Origin of the sequence: Neglectibacter sp. X4, from assembly GCF_009917365.1 — a bacterium.
Lineage (GTDB): Bacteria > Bacillota > Clostridia > Oscillospirales > Acutalibacteraceae > Acutalibacter.
Map to the genome: position 1 here is coordinate 37532 of NZ_QWLE01000003.1, position 17642 is coordinate 55173.

Annotated in this window: 16 protein-coding genes and 1 pseudogene; 5 read left to right on the forward strand and 12 right to left on the reverse strand. The window is 55.8% G+C overall.

Features of this window, described 5'->3' with window-relative positions:
* Positions 1–147: 147 nt before the first annotated feature.
* The 3 genes and pseudogenes from D1841_RS03260 to D1841_RS03270 all read right to left on the reverse strand — a co-directional run.
* Positions 148–1302 carry a helicase RepA family protein gene (locus tag D1841_RS03260; RefSeq protein WP_160642094.1) on the reverse strand — a complete coding sequence of 385 codons (1155 nt, stop codon included), beginning with the start codon at positions 1300–1302 and terminating at the stop codon, positions 148–150.
* Between the two features lie 7 nt (positions 1303–1309).
* The gene (locus D1841_RS03265) at positions 1310–1630 is read right to left on the reverse strand and encodes a hypothetical protein (RefSeq protein WP_160641963.1); all 321 of its coding nucleotides are present in this window, start codon (positions 1628–1630) and stop codon (positions 1310–1312) included.
* Positions 1630–1770, reverse strand: a pseudogene (locus tag D1841_RS03270) (site-specific integrase); the annotation flags it as partial. The gene D1841_RS03265 and the pseudogene D1841_RS03270, both read right to left, overlap by 1 nt.
* On the opposite strand from D1841_RS03270, the gene D1841_RS18665 reads away from it, so the two are divergent.
* Complete coding sequence (locus D1841_RS18665; protein ID WP_202622552.1) at positions 1766–1942, forward strand: hypothetical protein; 177 nt, start codon at positions 1766–1768, stop codon at positions 1940–1942. The pseudogene D1841_RS03270 and the gene D1841_RS18665 sit on opposite strands and share 5 nt — an antisense overlap.
* Before the next feature lie 211 nt (positions 1943–2153).
* Here the strand turns inward: D1841_RS18665 and guaA are convergent, their stop codons facing one another.
* The 7 genes from guaA to purC form a co-directional block, all read right to left on the reverse strand.
* Entirely contained in the window at positions 2154–3686 is a 1533-nt protein-coding gene (guaA, locus tag D1841_RS03280) for a glutamine-hydrolyzing GMP synthase (RefSeq protein ID WP_160641964.1), read from the reverse strand.
* Between the two features lie 116 nt (positions 3687–3802).
* Positions 3803–4213 (reverse strand): hypothetical protein, encoded by a 411-nt coding sequence (locus tag D1841_RS03285; RefSeq protein WP_161879881.1) that lies wholly within the window; start codon positions 4211–4213, stop codon positions 3803–3805.
* Between the two features lie 129 nt (positions 4214–4342).
* Entirely contained in the window at positions 4343–6172 is a 1830-nt protein-coding gene (glmS, locus tag D1841_RS03290; RefSeq protein WP_160641966.1) for a glutamine--fructose-6-phosphate transaminase (isomerizing), read from the reverse strand.
* Between the two features lie 114 nt (positions 6173–6286).
* The gene (locus D1841_RS03295) at positions 6287–7573 is read right to left on the reverse strand and encodes an adenylosuccinate synthase (RefSeq protein WP_160641967.1); all 1287 of its coding nucleotides are present in this window, start codon (positions 7571–7573) and stop codon (positions 6287–6289) included.
* Between the two features lie 117 nt (positions 7574–7690).
* Positions 7691–9124, reverse strand: coding sequence for an adenylosuccinate lyase (purB, locus tag D1841_RS03300; protein ID WP_160641968.1), 1434 nt, complete (start codon positions 9122–9124; stop codon positions 7691–7693).
* 28 nt (positions 9125–9152) lie between these two features.
* Positions 9153–9296 (reverse strand): hypothetical protein, encoded by a 144-nt coding sequence (locus tag D1841_RS03305; protein WP_160641969.1) that lies wholly within the window; start codon positions 9294–9296, stop codon positions 9153–9155.
* 208 nt (positions 9297–9504) lie between these two features.
* A complete protein-coding gene (gene purC / locus D1841_RS03310; RefSeq protein ID WP_160641970.1) occupies positions 9505–10212 on the reverse strand; it encodes a phosphoribosylaminoimidazolesuccinocarboxamide synthase in 708 nt (235 codons plus the stop codon).
* Positions 10213–10597: 385 nt separating this feature from the next.
* Between purC and D1841_RS03315 the strand changes: the two genes are divergently transcribed.
* Positions 10598–10822, forward strand: coding sequence for a helix-turn-helix domain-containing protein (locus D1841_RS03315; RefSeq protein ID WP_160641971.1), 225 nt, complete (start codon positions 10598–10600; stop codon positions 10820–10822).
* Between the two features lie 148 nt (positions 10823–10970).
* Here the strand turns inward: D1841_RS03315 and D1841_RS03320 are convergent, their stop codons facing one another.
* Positions 10971–12254, reverse strand: a complete 1284-nt coding sequence (locus D1841_RS03320) for an aminotransferase class I/II-fold pyridoxal phosphate-dependent enzyme (RefSeq protein ID WP_201751207.1) — start codon at positions 12252–12254, stop codon at positions 10971–10973.
* 508 nt (positions 12255–12762) lie between these two features.
* Here D1841_RS03320 and D1841_RS03325 point away from each other — a divergent pair.
* The gene (locus D1841_RS03325; RefSeq protein WP_160641973.1) at positions 12763–14169 is read left to right on the forward strand and encodes an amidophosphoribosyltransferase; all 1407 of its coding nucleotides are present in this window, start codon (positions 12763–12765) and stop codon (positions 14167–14169) included.
* Positions 14170–14361: 192 nt separating this feature from the next.
* Positions 14362–16692 carry a hypothetical protein gene (locus tag D1841_RS03330; protein ID WP_161879882.1) on the forward strand — a complete coding sequence of 777 codons (2331 nt, stop codon included), beginning with the start codon at positions 14362–14364 and terminating at the stop codon, positions 16690–16692.
* A 34-nt stretch (positions 16693–16726) separates the two neighbouring features.
* Here D1841_RS03330 and D1841_RS03335 read toward each other — a convergent pair whose 3' ends face one another.
* A complete protein-coding gene (locus tag D1841_RS03335; protein WP_160641975.1) occupies positions 16727–16984 on the reverse strand; it encodes a hypothetical protein in 258 nt (85 codons plus the stop codon).
* 107 nt (positions 16985–17091) lie between these two features.
* On the opposite strand from D1841_RS03335, the gene D1841_RS03340 reads away from it, so the two are divergent.
* Positions 17092–17625, forward strand: a complete 534-nt coding sequence (locus D1841_RS03340; RefSeq protein ID WP_160641976.1) for a tRNA (cytidine(34)-2'-O)-methyltransferase — start codon at positions 17092–17094, stop codon at positions 17623–17625.
* The last annotated feature ends 17 nt before the right edge of the window (positions 17626–17642 follow it).

Consider the following 17642-nt stretch of genomic DNA (forward strand, 5'->3'; position numbering starts at 1 on the left):
CCGTGACGGTCGTGACGATGGTGACGATACTTTCGATACCAGCCCCACTGTCTAAACTATCGTCACAACCGTCACAATCGTCACGCCGCTCCAACGTGAGTGCCATTTTGTCGCCCACGTTGGAGCCTGCAAAAACCACCGACTAACTTACTGTCCTGCTTTTTCAACAAGCATCAGTTGAATGAATCGTCCGTCATGGTTACGACTACTCTCATATTTGATGCTGTTCTCATTAAGTAGCCTTCCAGCGTTTACATTCAGCCGCATGGTAAGCTTGTTAGGCTTTATATCCACTCCCAGCGCGGTCACCAATTCAGTCGCGGTGCCGCTCCATGACTTATCTCTCACCACCAATGCTTCCACCGCTTCAAGCACCGGATCGGGCGGCTCTATCCACTGTTCCGCCTCCATCCGCTCAAGCGTCCAGGTTAGCCGCTCCCTATCCTTGGTGAGATAGAACCGTTGGTCTTGCTGATCGCGTCCCACCACATCCAGGGTAGCAGTGCCAGCCGTCCGTTTTTCCTTCTGAAGAAGAAAGGCCCCGTCCGCTGCCCCCGACAGGCCGTTGGTGCCGGAGATCATATCAAACTTATCATCGGCCTGCTGTTTCCGGGTATGATGTACCAGCAGGAGGCAGACACCGCAATCGTCAGCGAGGCGTTTCAGCTTTCCCACTACCTCATAGTCGTTGGCATAGCTGTACTTATCCCCGCCAGCCTCTCGGATTTTCTGAAGGGTATCAATGATAATCAGCTTGGTATCAGGGTGTTCCTGCACGAATCGCTTTAGCTGCTCTTCAAGCCCGATGCCGACCTGCTTGGCATGAATCGCAAAGAGAAGGTCATTGGCGCCCTCCGTGCCGAACATCCGGTAAAGGCGTTCCTGCAAGCGGCGGTGATCGTCCTCCAGAGCCAGATAGAGGACAGTTCCCTTGTGAGCAGGATAGTCCCATAGAGGGAGGCCAGTGCTGACGTGGTAGGCAAGCTGAGCCATCAGGAAGGATTTGCCCACTTTGGGCGCACCTGCAAAGAGGTAGGTCCCAGGGTAGAGCAGACCGTCAATGACGGGCGATCTGCTCTGGTAGACATTCTGGTAAAGCTCATTCATGGAAACGGTAGGGAGATAGGCAGGGTCGCTCATACGCTGCATTTGCCGCAACATTTCTCGGTAATTTTTCTCAGGGGGATTGTTTTCAGCCCCTTCCTCTGGTATACTTGCGATAGGTGTTTGAGAACTGGGCTGTTCCCCGTCTGCGCCAACAGACGGAAGCGGAACAGTCCTTTTCGTCTCTTTGGAATCCATCAATCTATCAAACCTCCTTCATGCCGTTCATGATGGCAGCGATCATCCGAATGGTGTCCAGCAGTTCGCCGTCCACGCCAGCCCCGTCCCCAATTCGCCGCAGTTCTCCCAGGACGGCGGCAAGCTGGTCACGCAGGGCCTTGTAAACCCTGGGATTGCCCTGCACCACAATGTCCTGGTTCAGTAGCCGCCGGGTGATGTACTCCTGCTTGGTTAGCCCGGACAAGCGGACGGCAATCTCAAGCTGTTCGTCCTCCTCCGGCGACACCCGGAATGCCACGGTCTTGTTTCTCCAGCGGTTGTGATTGTCCAAATTCTTAGCCGACATTATGCTCCCGTCCTTTCAAAGTCCAGCTTGTCCGCCATCTCCGTCTGCTTCGACGGAAACAGGTGGGCGTAGCGGTAAGTGATTTCGATACTCTCATGGCCTACCCGGTCGGCAATCGCCACAGCGGAGAAGCCCATGCTTGAAATGTTCTCCAGGTGGGCCAATGAAGCCAAGAAGCTGGAAGCTGGGGAAATCACCAGGGAGGAGTACGACCATTGGCGTTACACATATCCCGCAGTTGAGGCCCAGCGCACAAGGGATGAGCTTGACGCACTCCGGGCAAAGCGCAAGGCGGCGGAGACAGAGGAATAGACAGCAAAAAGCCCTTACCGACGTTGCCATCGGTAAGGGCTTTCTAATATGGATTTTGTCACCCACAAGCCGCAAAGGAACACTTTTCACCTGCAATCCACCGGGGATACAGAATGATACGGCCTATGGGGAGCGTTATCAAATCGTTATCAAAAGAGGAGCGCAAAACCGTCTATTCGTTGTGCCGCAACGGGTTCAGGACTTCAAAAACTCATTCCCACTCAATCGTAGCAGGCGGCTTGCTTGTCACGTCATACACCACCCGGTTGACGCCCTCTACCTCATTGATAATCCGGTTGGACACCTTTCCCAGCAGCTCATAAGGAAGGTGCGCCCAGTCGGCAGTCATGAAATCCGTGGTGGTGACAGCCCGCAGGGCCACAGTCACCCCGTAAGTACGGCCATCACCCATAACGCCTACGCTTCGGTTAGCGGTGAGCACCGCAAAATACTGGTTGATGTCCCGCTCCAAGCCGAAATTCGTCACTTCCTCCCGGAAGATGGCATCCGCGTCCTGCAAGAGCGCCACTTTTTCCTGGGTGATTTCCCCCATAATGCGCACAGCCAGCCCCGGCCCGGGGAAAGGCTGCCGCCATACCAGTGCCTCCGGGATGCCCAGCTCTATCCCCACCCGGCGCACTTCATCCTTAAAGAGATCCCGCAGCGGCTCCACCAATCCTTCAAACTCCATGTCCTCTGGCAGGCCGCCCACATTGTGGTGGCTTTTGATAACCGCCGCTTCCCCGGTGCCGCTCTCCACCACGTCGGGGTAGATAGTGCCCTGGCAGAGGAAGTCCATTTTGCCCAGCTTCCGGGATTCTTCCTCAAACACCCGGATAAATTCCTCCCCAATAATCTTCCGCTTTTTCTCCGGATCGCTGACGCCCTGCAGCTTCTGGAGGAACCGCTCCCCGGCGTTGACGCGGATAATGTTCATGTCAAATTCCTTTTGGAAAACCTTCTCTACCAGGTCGCCCTCACCCTTGCGCAGCAGGCCATGATCCACGAAAATGCAGGTGAGGTTTTTCCCGATAGCCTTGTGTACCAGCATAGCCGCCACAGAAGAGTCCACGCCGCCGGAAAGGCCGCACAGCACCTTCTTGTCCCCAATCTGCTTTTTCAGGGCTTCCACTGTTTCTTGGGCAAAGGAGGCCATTTCCCAGTCTCCCTTGCAGCCGCAAATGGAATACAGGAAGTTTTCAAAAATTTTATTGCCAAACTGGGTGTGCTCCACCTCCGGGTGGAACTGCACCGCAAACAGCTTCTCCCCCAGGCTTTCCATGGCCGCAGCAGGACAGTGGGCACTGTGAGCCGAAGAGGCAAACCCAGCCGGAACCTCTGCGATATAGTCATTGTGGCTCATCCAGCACACGCTCTCCGGCACCCCTGCAAAGAGGGGGGATTCAGGGGCAAAGGAGGTCTGGGTTTTGCCGAACTCATGCACCCCGCTTGCTTCCACCTTGCCGCCCAGCACCTGGGCCATCACCTGGGCACCATAGCAGATGCCCAGCACCGGCACCCCCAGTTTAAACACTTCCGGGCTGCACAGGGGCGCACCCTCAGCATACACGCTGTTGGGGCCTCCGGTAAACAGAATGCCTTTATAACCCCGCAGCTCCTCCGGGTCTGTCTTATAGGAACGTATCTCGCAATACACCCGCAGATCCCGCACCCGCCGGGCGATAAGCTGGGCATACTGCCCGCCAAAATCCAGCACCACTACCTTCTCATGCGCCTTGCTCATGCTTTTCCCATCCTTCCTTTTTGGCAGGACTCTGTCCTGCATCCTGCTTAGAGAAACTTTTTTGAGGAAAGAAACGTTGCCTTCGGCAAGTTTCCCTAAGAACCCTTCAAAAACCTTCACTTTTTCCTGCCCACAATCCAGACCAGAACCGCCTGCGCCGCCAGCGCCAAGGTAATCAGCCCGCCTACAGCCGAAAAATACTCTGTGCCAAACATCAGCAGCGGCAGCAGGGAAAGGGCCGCTGACCCCATGGAAAGGGCGGCAATGCTCCATCTCCCCTTGCCTTTAAACCAGTACACGCAGGAAACCGCCAGCAATAAAACCGTTGCCCATGCCGTGATGAGCGGCCCGAAATTCGCATAGCCAATGGGGCCGGGGGCAAAGTAGGAATACGTGCTCCGTTCCATTTCCACCGCCCCATTCTGGAGGTTGCCGAACCACAGCACTACCCCGCAGGGCAGCAGTTCCAAAACCAGAGCCAGCAGGGGAAAAAGCACCATAACGGCCCGCTTTTTCCTGTTTTTCATTTCTCTCTTCTGTCCCGCCGGCCTATTAGAGTATGCCTGCTGACCCCGCGCCATGCCCCTCATCCGGGCGGGGCTTGTGCCAACTGTGTTTTCGTATGGCTTTTTCATAGCCTTTTCCTTCCCGCGCCGCTATTCCACCGTCACTGACTTCGCCAGATTCCGGGGCTTGTCGATATCGCAGCCCTTCATGGAAGCCACATAATAGGCGAAAAGCTGCAGGGGGATGATGGACAGGGAGGGCAGCATGAAGTCCGTAATCTTCGGGATGCAGAACTGGTAGTCCGTCTGCTGGGAAAGGCTTTCCTCCTTGTCCCTGGTGGTAATGCCCAGCACCACCGCGCCTCTGGCCTTCACCTCCCGGACATTGGACATCATCTTGTCAAACAGCCTGCCGTAGGTGCAGATGGCAATCACCAGCGTGCCGTCCTCCAGCAGGGAAATGGGGCCGTGCTTCAGCTCTCCCCCTGTGTAGGCTTCCGAGTGGATATAGGAAATTTCCTTTAATTTCAGGGACGCTTCCAGGGAAGCGGCATAATCCACGTTGCGCCCGATAAAGTACATATCCCGGGCGTTAAAATATTTGGAGGCAAAATACTGGATGGTCTTTTTATCGGCAAGGCAGGCCGCCGCCAAGTCCGGCAGGCGCTGCAAGTCCTCCAGGTAGGCCTCCATCTCCGCTTGGGGGGTATGACCCAGTTCCTGGGCCATATACAGCACGATAAGGTAAATCACCGCAAGCTGGGTGCTGTAAGCCTTGGTGGAGGCCACAGCGATTTCCGGCCCGGCCCAGGTGTACAGCACGTCATCTGATTCATTGGCGATGGTGCTGCCCACCACGTTCACAATGGAAAGCACCCTGGCCCCCCGCTTCTTCGCTTCCCGCAAAGCGGCAAGGGTGTCCGCCGTCTCCCCGGACTGGCTGATGATAATCACCAGCGTATTCTCGTCCAAAATGGGGTCGCGGTAGCGGAACTCAGAAGCCACATCCACCTCCATGGGCACCTTCAAAAGCTTCTCAAAGGCATACTTTGCCACCACGCCCACATGGTAGGAGGTGCCGCAGGCCACGATAAACACCTTGTTTATCTTTTCGATCTGCCCCCTTGTCAGCCTCATGTCGTCCAGCACAATTTTCCCTTCCCGTATCCGAGGGGAGATGGTTTTGCGCAAGGCCTCTGGCTGCTCGCAGATCTCTTTCATCATAAAGTGCTCATAGCCGCCCTTTTCAGCGGCAGCCACGTCCCACTGCACCCTTTCTACAGGCTTCTCCACAAGCTCCATGTCCGAGTTGAAAAACTGCACCCCGTCCTTTTCCAGCACTGCGATTTCCCTGTCGTACAGGCGGCAGATGTCCCTGGTTTTGGACAGGATGGCGGGGATATCGGAAGCGATGAAGTTTTCCCCCTGGCCCAGGCCCACGATCAGGGGGCTGTCCTTGCGCACAGCGAACACCTTTTCCGGGCAGTCGGCGCAGATGATGCCCAGAGCATAGCTGCCCTCCACCCGGGCTGTCACCCGGCTGATAGCCTCCAGCACATCTCCCCTGTAGTAATATTCCAGAAGCTGGGCCACCACCTCTGTATCTGTGTCGGAGACAAATTCAATGCCCCGGCGCAGCAGATGGTTTTTCAGTTCCAGGTAATTTTCGATGATGCCGTTGTGCACCACAGCGAACTTTCCCCCATCACTTACCTGGGGATGGGAATTCACATCTGAAGGGGCGCCATGGGTGGCCCACCTTGTGTGCCCAATGCCTACCACGCCGGGAAGCTTTTCCCCGCCCTGGAGTATGCCGTCCAGCACGCTGAGCCTGCCCTTGGATTTCACGACGTGAAGCCCTGTGCCGTTATACACAGCCACCCCGGCTGAGTCATACCCCCGGTATTCCAGCTTTTGCAGGCCGCTGAGCAAAAAAGGCGCCGCCTGTTCCCCTCCGATATAGCCCACTATGCCGCACATATGCATCGCTCTCCTTTCATCGCCTGAGTTGAAAGGAATGTGGGGCCTCTACGCCCCACATCCTGTTTCCGGCCCTAAGGGCCGGTACTGCTTGTTAGATTTTACCTGTCTATATTACGGCTTCCGGTAAATCATGTCATCCCGGGAAGGCCCGTTTGACACCATGGTGATAGGCACCCCGATGTGCTTCTCCGCAAACTCTACATACCGCCGGGCATTCTCCGGCAGATCCTCATACTTCTTAATGCCCCCGATGTCGCAGTGCCAGCCGGGCAGCACTTCTAAGATGGGCTTGCATTTTTTAAGCTGGGCTGTAGGCGGGAAGGTGTCAATGCGCTTGCCGTCCATCTCATAGCCCACGCACACCGGGATTTCCTTCAGGTATCCCAACGCGTCCAGTACGGTAAAGGCCACGTCTGTAGCCCCCTGCACCATGCAGCCATAGCGGGCGGCCACCAGGTCAAGCCAGCCCACCTGCCGGGGCCGCCCGGTGGTGGCGCCATATTCGCCCTTATCTCCGCCATGGCGGCGCAGTTCCTCGGCTTCGTCCCCGAAAATCTCCGCCACAAATTCCCCCGCGCCCACAGCACTGGAATATGCCTTCACAACGGTATAGATTTTCTCAATGGCATAGGGCGGGATACCGCCTGCGCCCACAGCGCCATAGCCTGCCAAAGGCGAGGAGGAGGTGGTCATGGGATAGATGCCCATATCCGGGTCGCGCAAAGAGCCAAGCTGGCCCTCCAGAAGAATAGTCTTGCCCGCCTTCACCGCGTCATGCAGCAGGGCAGTGGTATCCACCACATAAGGCGTGAGAATTTCCTTATACTCCATGAGCTTTTCATAGATTTCGTCCCGGTTCAAAGGCTGCTGATGGTAAAGCTGGGTGTACAGCACGTTTTTCAAATCCAGCACGTGGTCAATGCGCTCATACAAAGCGTCCTTGTCATCATACAGATCGCTTATCTGGAAGCCGATTTTCGCATATTTGTCGGAATAGAAGGGCGCAATGCCAGACTTGGTGGAACCGAACGCCTTATCCGCCAGCCTTGCCTCCTCCAGGCTGTCCAGCTCCCGGTGGTAAGGCATCAGCACCTGGCAGCGGTTGGAAATGGCGATTTTAGGCTCTGGCACGCCTCCGTCCCGGATATACTGCAGCTCGTTTACCAGATTTTCCACGCAAAGGGCCACGCCGTTGCCGATAATATTTAAAATGTTCTGCCGGAACACCCCGGAAGGAAGCTGGTGCAGGGCAAACCTGCCGTATTCGTTGATAATGGTGTGCCCAGCGTTGGATCCACCCTGGAAGCGCACCACAATGTCAGAATTTTCCGCCAGCACGTCCGTAATCTTGCCCTTGCCCTCGTCGCCCCAGCAGGCGCCCACAATTGCCTTAACCATAGTTGTCTCTTTCCTTTCTCCCCCGGCCCGGGAAGTCCAAGGCCAGGGGCAGGCAGGGAACTGCCCCGCCTTTTGTATTCAATATCTATGCCATGGGTTCTGCCCCCATGCAGGCGTCTATACGTTGATTTCCGCCGTTTCGCCCTTTATGCCGCTGTATTTTTCCAGCACCGGGGCCACTGTCTCCTGCAGGAATTCCTCTGTCTGCCTTGGCGCCCGGCCCACATATTTTGCGGGCTGCAAAATATCCTGGAGTTCGGAAAGGGTCACGCCGAAAACAGGGTCTGCGGCAATGCGTGCCAGCAAATCGTTTTCGCCCCCCTGTTCCTTCACCACCTTGGCCGCCTCCATAGAGTGTATCCGGATGCGCTCGTGCAGCTCCTGCCGGTTGCCGCCCCGCTTTACCGCGTCCATCATAATATTCTCCGTAGCCATAAAGGGCAGCTCCCGCAGCATGTGCTGCTCAATCACCTTGGGATACACCACCAGGCCGTCCGCCACGTTGCCATACAGGTTCAGGATCCCGTCCACAGCCAGGAAAGCTTCGGGCACGCTGATGCGCTTGTTGGCGGAATCGTCCAAAGTGCGCTCAAACCACTGGGCCGCCATGGTCATGGCCGGGTTCACCGCGTCGGCTATCACATACCGGGCCAGGGACGCAATGCGCTCGCTGCGCATGGGGTTGCGCTTATAGGCCATGGCGCTGGAGCCTATCTGTCCTTTTTCAAAGGGTTCCTCCACTTCCTTCAGGTGCTGCAAAAGCCGGATGTCGTTGGAGAATTTCGCCGCGCTCTGGGCAATGCCGGAGAGAACGGCGAGCATCTGGCTGTCCAGCTTTCGGGAGTAGGTCTGCCCGGAAACCGGGAAGCAGGCCTGATATCCCAGCTTCTCCGCAATTTTCCTGTCAAGCTCCTTTACCTTTTCATGATCCCCCTCAAAAAGTTCTAAAAAGCTTGCCTGGGTGCCTGTGGTGCCCTTGCTGCCCAGCAGCTTTGCCTTAGAAAGCTGATACTCCACATCCTCCAGATCCATCAGCAGATCCTGCATCCACAAAGTGGCCCGCTTGCCCACAGTGGTGGGCTGGGCAGGCTGGAAGTGGGTGAAAGCCAAGGTGGGCAAATCTTTATATTCCGCCGCAAATTTCCCCAGCACCCGCAGCACGCCCACCAGCTTGTCCCGCACCAGCTCCAGGGCCTGCGTCATCACAATGATGTCGGTGTTGTCTCCCACATAGCAGGAGGTTGCCCCCAGATGGATAATGCCCGCCGCTTTCGGGCACTGCTGCCCATAGGCGTACACATGGCTCATCACGTCATGGCGCACCTCTTTTTCCCGGGCCTGTGCCACCTCGTAGTTGATGTCCTCCGCATGGCTTTTCAGCTCATCCACCTGCTCCTGGGTAACGGGCAGGCCCAGCTCCATTTCCGCCTCCGCCAGGGCAATCCACAGCCTGCGCCAGGTGCGGAATTTCATGTCTGGCGAAAACAGGTATTTCATTTCCTTCCCCGCATATCTTGCGGATAAAGGCGATTCATATACGTCCCTCGACATAGCTTTTCCCCTTTATAACGCTGTTTTGTTATTCCTCTTTTTTCCCTTGCTGGTTATCAATAAGCTTTTGCACCTTTTGTTTTGCTTCCTCCAAATCCTTGCAGCCGTCCAGAATCATATCTACCATCTCTAAAATGGTCTTGAATTGCTTGTCTGTCATAGCGTCCACCATTTCCTTTCCTCCATTCTAGAAATCCGGGATTCTAAGGCTGTGGGGCGCTGCCCCACCCCCGCAACTTTCTTAGAAAGAAAGTCGATTAAGAACTTCACGGTAATTCCGGCGGGCGGGCCAAAGGCCCGCTGCCCGGAATTACAATGGAATTTTTGGTCAACCTTTTTTTAAAAGGTTGCAGAGGTGTGGAGACAGAGTCTCCACGGCCTTACAGCCCCAGGCGCTTCATCATTTCGGCGTAAGCCTCTTCCACGCCGCCCATATCCCGGCGGAACCTATCCTTGTCCAGCTTTTCGCCGGTATTCACGTCCCAGAAGCGGCAGGTATCGGGGGAAATCTCATCAGCCAGGATAATGGTGCCGTCAGAGGTTTTGCCAAACTCCAGCTTGAAGTCGATGAGATCCACATTGACAGACCGAAAGAATTCTATCATCAAATCGTTTATTTTCAGGCTCATGCTGGTAATCTGGTCGATTTCCTCCCGGGTGGCAAGGCCCATAGCCAGAATGTGGTAATCGTTTACCATGGGATCGCCCAGGTCGTCATTTTTATAGCTGAACTCCAGCACAGCGGTTTTCATCTGGGTGCCTTCGGCAAGCCCCAGGCGCTTGGAAAGGCTGCCGGCGGCCTTGTTGCGGACAATAACCTCTAAAGGCACAATATCTACCCGCTTTACCGCAGTCTCCCTTTCGTCCAGCTCTTCCACATAGTGGGTGGGAATTCCCTGCTTTTCCAGCAGACGGAACATAAAGTTGGACATCTGGTTGTTCACAACGCCCTTGCCCACAATTGTGCCCTTTTTCAAACCGTTAAAGGCGGTGGCGTCATCCTTATAGGATACGATGTAAACCTCCGGATCCTCTGTTTTATAGACCTTTTTTGCCTTGCCTTCGTACAGCAGTTCTTTTTTCTGCATGATTCTGCCCCTTTCCTTGCGCCGCTGGTTTCCTATTTTAAAAATTCCTGGCAGGCCTCCTTCCGGCAAGCCTTACCAGCCTTATTTTATAATACCACCCGCCGCCTGTCAATCATTTCCCCCACTTTTCTGCTCTTTTTGTGTCCTGTACAATCCCATCTGCCTGCAAATGGGTGTAATCGGGGCATCCTCTGAGCTGATTGCCATTTCCTCGCATCTTTTCTGTACGTCAATCAATATGCGAATCCCCTTCTCCGTCTCACGAACCATCGTAAGATACATCTCTTTATAATCCGGCATTTCCATCACCTCTGTTTCATTATAGGTCAAATTATCCCTAATGTAAATAGGTCAATTCGCCATAATAAACAAGAGGTGATACCCTATGAACAGGCTTAAAGAACTCCGGCAGAAGCGGGGTTACACGCAAATCAAAATGCAGATGCTGACAGGCATCGACCAAAGCGACTATTCCAAAATTGAAAGCGGCAAACGCTATTATACCTTCGAGCAATGCCGCCGCATTGCCTTGGCCTTAGACACCAGCATGGATTATCTTGCAGGCCTTACCGATGAAGAGAAGCCCTATCCCCGGGACGGGCAGGGTTAAGAGTATTCTCACCCATGCTCTAAAATTGGGGAAAATTGTTCTAAAGCAGCACAAAGGGCCTGCCATCTGTTTTTCCCAGACGGCAGGCCCTTTTGCTGCTTATTCGCTTTTCATCTCATTCATCTCAAGCTTTGGACGCTTTTTCCCGTTACTGCCTCTCGTCCAGCAGCTTTTCTGCGGCCGCCAGTTTTACACAGATGCACAGCAGGTGCATGGCCTGGGACAGTTCCTCCTCTGGCGGGAAGGAAGGGGCAATGCGGATATTGCTGTCATTGGGATCGGCCCCGTAAGGGAAGGTGGCCCCAGCGCTGGTAAGGGCTACGCCGCCCTCCTTGCACAGCTCTACCACCCGCTTCGCGCAGCCGTTCATCACATCCAGATTCACAAAGTATCCCCCCTGGGGATTGCTCCACTTGGCTATACCCAAATCCCCCAGTTCCTTTTGCAGGGTTTCCCGCACAATGCAAAACTTCGGGGCCAGGATGTCCCTGTGGCCTTTCATTAGGGTGTGTACCCCGTTGATGTCGTGGAGGAACAGGATGTGCCTGAGCTGGTTAAGCTTATCCGGGCCAATGGTCTGGGTGGTGATGCGCTTCTGGAACTCTGCAATATTTTTAGAGCTGCCTGCCAGGGCCGCCACTCCCGCGCCGGGGAAGGAAATTTTGGAGGTGGAGGCAAAGAACAGAACCTGGTTTTCTGTCCCCTGTTTCACGCACTCGTCATAGAGGTTCAGAAGGGTGTCGGGAGTGTCGGTCAGGTCGTGGACACAGTAGGCATTGTCCCACATAATGCGGAAATCCTTGGCAGCAGGACGCAGGGCTGCAAAACGCCGGACAGTTTCATCAGAATAGGTAACGCCTGTGGGGTTAGAGTATTTGGGCACGCACCAGCAGCCCTTTATGCTCTCGTCATTCTTCACCAGCCGTTCAATAATATCCATGTCCGGGCCGGTTTTCAGCATGGGGACAGGAATCATCTCAATGCCGAAATATTCCGTCACCGCGAAATGCCTGTCATATCCAGGGGAAGGGCACAAAAACTTCACCTTTCCCTGCCTGCCCCAAGGCTCATAGCCGCCGAAGCCCTTCACATACCCCTGGCACACAGCGTCGAACATCATCTGCAGGCTGGAGTTGTTGCCCAGGATAATCTGCCCGGCAGGCACCCCCAGCATTTCGCTGAAAATGGCCCGCATTTCCGGCAGGCCGTTCCACACGCCGTAGTTGCGGCAGTCGTCACCGTCAGAATTTGCAAACTCGCTTCTGGCATGGAGTGCTTCCAGCACGCCCAGGGCCAAATCAAGCTGTTTCGCGCTGGGCACCCCCCGCGCCATGTTCAGGCTCATACCCAAAGACTTGAAATCTTCATACTGCTTTGCGGCTTCCCGGCAGACACGCCGCAGCTCGCCAATTTCCATCGCTGCCAGTTTCATTCCGAACATCTCCTAATCAAAAATGAAATTATGAATCATGTACCGCAATGCTTTTTCATTTTCACAGGTCAAACTTTAAATAGTTTAATATATCCCGGCGGAAAATGCAAGTGGATTTTGTCTTTCCTGCATTTTTTATGTTTTGCACCATTACAAGGCCCCTTTTCGGCCTTTTCTGTGCAACCTTATGAAACTCCCGCAAAATCCCTTGTTTCCCTGTATTTTTCACCCGCAGAACATTGTAGTTTTCCCGAAGGTATGATAAACTTATAAAAGGAAAGCCCGCAGCAGGGCAAGGAACGGCTTCTGATAAAGGAACCACTGATTAAATCGCGCCTAGGGGCTTGGCACGCACCTCGCTAGCATATTTTCCGTCATGATGCACATCTTTCGCTTGACAAGCGCCAGCTTGCCTGCGCTCAATCTATACACCCTGACGAAAAATCTGTCGGTACGATTTGCGCACCAGATTTAATCAGCGCTTCCTAAAGAAAGGAACATATCATTTATGGGTGGATTTTTTGGCGTAGCTTCTAAGGACGACTGCATGTTCGACCTGTTTTTCGGAACAGACTATCACTCCCATCTGGGCACCCGCCGGGCAGGCATGGCTGTGTACGACAGGGAAAAAGGCTTTGACCGGGCTATACACAACATCGAAAATTCCCCGTTCCGCACGAAGTTCGACAAGGACGTGTCGGAAATGCGGGGCCGCTGGGGCATTGGCTCCATCTCCGACTATGAACCGCAGCCCCTCATTGTGCGCTCCCACCATGGCACCTATGCCATTGTGACTGTGGGCAAAATCAACAACATCCAGGCCATTGTAGACAGGCTTTTCGCAAATGGCCACTCCCATTTTCTGGAGATGAGCGGCGGCGAGGTCAATGCCACAGAACTGGTGGCAGCGGTTATCAACCAGAAGGAAAACCTGATTGAGGGCGTGCGCTATGCCCAGGAAACCATTGAAGGCTCCATGACCATGCTGATTTTAACACCCCAGGGCATTGTGGCGGCCCGGGACAGGCTGGGGCGCACCCCTGTGTCCGTGGGCATAAAAGACGGGGCCTGCTGCGTCTCCTTTGAAGGCTTCGCCTATTTGAACCTGGGCTATACCCAGGAGAGGGAGTTAGGCCCCGGGGAAATCGCCATGATAACCCCTGAAGGCGCCAGAACCCTGCTGGCCCCTGGGAAGGAAATGCGCATCTGCACCTTCTTGTGGGTGTATTACGGCTACCCCTCCTCCTCTTACGAGGGGATCAGCGTGGAGGAAATGCGCTACCGCTGCGGGGCCATGCTGGCTAAAAGGGATGATGCCAAGCCGGACACCGTAGCCGGCGTGCCCGATTCCGGCACCGCCCACGCCATTGGCTATGCCAATGCCTCGGGCATCCCCTTCTCCCGGCCTTTTATCAAGTATACGCCCACCTGGCCCCGTTCTTTCATGCCCACCATACAGAGCCAGCGGAATCTTATTGCCAAGATGAAGCTGATCCCTGTCCATGACCTGATTAAAAACCGCAGCCTGCTGCTGATTGACGACTCCATTGTGCGGGGCACCCAGCTTCGGGAAACCACAGAGTTTTTATACCAGAGCGGCGCCCGGGAGGTACATGTGCGCCCGGCCTGTCCCCCGCCGCTGTATAGCTGCAAATACCTGAACTTCTCCCGCTCCACCTCCCAGGACGATTTGATAACCCGCCGAGTTATCCGGGAACTGGAGGGCACCAGCACCCCAGATAACATCGACCTGTACGCGGATCCGGAAACCCCCCAGCATCAGGCCATGGTGGACTATATCGGCAGGAAGCTGAGCTTCACCTCCCTGCGCTATCACCGCCTGGATGATATGGTGGCTTCTGTGGGCTTAGAAAAGTGCCGCCTGTGTACCTATTGTTGGGACGGCAAGGAATAAGCAGCCCGCCCTAGGGCAGACACAGCTTCTAAAGTCTGGCCCTGCCGTCATATAGTCACTTGCAGGCAGTATTTTTCAGCGGCAAGCCATAGGAAATTTCGGGGATTTTTGATAAAACCTTTCTTATTCCCGGTTTTTATAGTATAATAGGTAAAAGTATGTCTTTTTGTCCGGGAGGGAAGTGTGGAAACCATGGAAAAAGAGAAAAAGGATCCCAGAGGCGACGGCGCCAGCCTGCTCTCTCAAAACGTGTATTGCGTGTGCTTCCCCCAGCGGGACAGCCTGGAGGTTTTGCAGGGGGAGCTGGCAGCGGCTCGGAAGCGCTTTTTCGCCGGCGGCCGCAGGGCTGTGAAAATGGGCCGCCACGAGGTTGTAAAGGGCTTTGACGGAGACTTGCGCGGGAAGCTTTCCCGGTGGGGCTTCTATTGGAAAAAGACCGCCTTAGGCGTTTCCGAGCAAAAGGGCGTTGCCCTGGAGGAGGCCTTTGACCAGAAAAACGGTTATGTGCTGGTAAACCGGGACTTCCGGGGGAGCATCGTCAGCCGGGTGTTTTTCAACAAGGAACATGCCTGGCAAAAATCAGAATATTATGAACCATGGGATCCGGGTACCGCCAAGGTGATGTTCAAGCCCGATCCCATGGAAAACACTGTGGAGCGCTATGATTGGGATTCCGGCAAAAAGCTGTACCGCTCCGTCATCCTGCACCCTGCGCCCTATCAGGCCGGTTCCGCGGAGCAGGCCCTCATTAACGCCCGTTTTGGAGAGCCACCGCTGATTGCGGCCCTGGAAAGTGGGCAGGTGTGCTACTGCCCCCAGAAGGAGGCGGAGGAGCGCACCCTGGCCCTGGAGGAAATCAGCAGCGGCACCATGGTGCTGATGCCTGCCTGGGAGATAAAAGAGGGTGCTTTCCCTGTGGAGGAGGGCGAGGAGGACACAGCAGTAACCTTCACCAGCCTGGAGGAATATGCCAGGATTGAAGCGCCGGAAAAACCCGTCTCTCCCCCGCCCCCTGCGCAGGCCCTGGCCCAGGATATCCCTCACGAAGAGCCGCCTGCCCCCCTGCCGGAAGAGCCTGTGCAGACAGACGAGCTTGACCTGGAATTTATCCTGGCGGACGCCCGGCAGGCAGACGCCGGGGAAGCCCCCATGCCCGCGCAGGAAGAACCCATACCGGAGGAGCCTGCCCCCCCGGTATGGGAAGAAGCTGTCCAGGCGGTTTTTGCCGAACCCCAGCCTGCGGAAGATCCCCTGCCGCCAGAGCCGGATTCTGCTATCTTACCGGTGGTGCGGGAAGCTATGGAGCAGCGGGCGGAAATTTCCAGGGCGGAAGAGCCAGCCTGTCCTGCCTTCCATGGGGAACCCCCGGCGCCTGTTGCTCAGCACCTGCCTAAGCGGGCTGCCGCAAACGGCAGTTCTTCCGGTGTGCCTGTTTCCAGCACACCTGCTTCCAGCGTCTGGCAGGAAGAACAGCCCTCCATGAGCCTGGAGGACACCTCCATTCTTTCCGCCGCCAGACAGGCAGGCGGCGGGAGTCCACCCAAACGGGCGCAGCAGCCGGAACGCTCCCAGCCTGCCATGAGCCTGGAGGACACCTCTATCCTGTCCGCCGCAAGGCAGGCAGGCGGCGGAAGCCCGCCTAAACGGGCACAGCAGCCAGCGCGTTCCCAGCCCTCCATGAGCCTGGAGGATACGGCCATCCTGTCCGCCGCCAGGCAGGCAAACAGCGGGGAGCCGCCCAGGCGCACAGCCCTAGGGGAAAGTCCCAGCTTTTCCGGCGTCCGCCAGCCCCAGAACCACGCCCACAAAAGCGGTCCTGCCATTCCCCGGCACGCCGGGCCAACTTCCCAGCCTCCTGCCCCTCCTGCAGCCCGCCAGAACGCGCCTGCCCCTGTAAGCCCTTCCGGCTCTGATCGGATGCGGACGGGAAAGCTTACAGGCAAAGGCCGGGCCGAGCAGCCCGGCGGCCTGACCGCCTATGAAGGGGAATATAAAGACGGCAAGCGCCAGGGCTTTGGCAGTCACTATTATAAAAGCGGCGATTTAAGCTATGCGGGCTTCTGGCGGAATGACAAAAAGGATGGCCTGGGTGTTTCCTTCCGGGAAGGGGATCATGCCCTGCACATTTCCCGCTGGATGCAGGGAAAGCCCGGACAGCAGGTGTCCCTCTTTGACCGGGAGGGCAGCCTGCGCTATGGTGGCCGCATTGTAGGCGGCAAAAAGGAAGGCGCCGGGGTGAGCATCAGCAGTGCAGACGGATCTGTGCTGGTGACAAAGTGGCGGGGCGGACAGAACACTGGCCTTGCCTCTGCCTTTGATCCGGATGGCAACCTGCTTTATTACGGCAGTTGGAAAAACGGCAAGCGCCATGGCCACGGCACGGAATTTGACAAAAACGGCGGCATCGTTTTTGACGGCGAATGGCGCGACGACCAATATTACAACGGCATCCTGTATCAGAAGCCAGCGGAGGAGTTCCAGCTTACCAGCCCGGAGTATGCGGAGCCTGACTGGGAACTATAAAGAAGCGGGGGCGCTAACGGCCCCCGCTTCCCCTTTATTTCAGCATTTTCTCCACATCGCCAATCAGGTTTCCCACGGTATGGATGGCCCGCCCCGCGCTTTTCTTCATGTGTGCCGCCTTGCGGTGGTTCCCTTCCATGGCCTTTGCGCCAATAGCCGCAACCACCGTACCCGCCAACACGCCCATGCCTATGCCCTTTGCCACGTTCATGGTCTGCTTGTACATAGCGTCAATCCTCCATAGTATCAAATAAATTCTCAGCAGCCGCAAGGCTGTCCTACCATTCAGCATACCCGCTGCCCCTCCCTTTATGCGGGGGCAGCCGCCCCCAGATTTTGTGAATTTTTAAGAAGCCGCGCCAGTCCCATAGTACGGCTTCTGAAAGGCGGTGGCCTTTTATGGCTTCCTTGAACATTGTGCTTGTAGAGCCGGAAATCCCCCAGAACACAGGGAATATCGCACGCACCTGTGCTGTCACCGGCGCTGCCCTGCACCTTATCGGCCCCATGGGCTTTACCCCGGATGACAAAAAACTGCGCCATGCAGGCCTTGACTACTGGCAATATCTGACCCTCCGCTATTACCATAGCCTGGACGATTTTTTTGCAAAAAACCAAGGGAATTTTTTCTTCTTTTCCACCAAATCCCAAAACCGCCACAGTGATATCGCCTATCCCGACGGCTGCTACCTGTTTTTCGGCAAGGAATCTGCCGGGCTGCCGGAAAGCCTGTTGTTTGCCCATCCGGAAAGCTGCGTGCGCATCCCCATGATGGACGGCGCCCGGAGCCTGAACCTGTCTAATTCCGTAGCGGTGGGCGCTTTCGAGGTGCTGCGGCAGTGGGGGTATCCCTCCCTTGCCTGCAAAGGGGAGCTTCGGGATTTCGACTGGGCCGCCGCCAAAGCCCAGCGGCCTGATTCCGAATACTTATAAACATCATAAAATTTTAT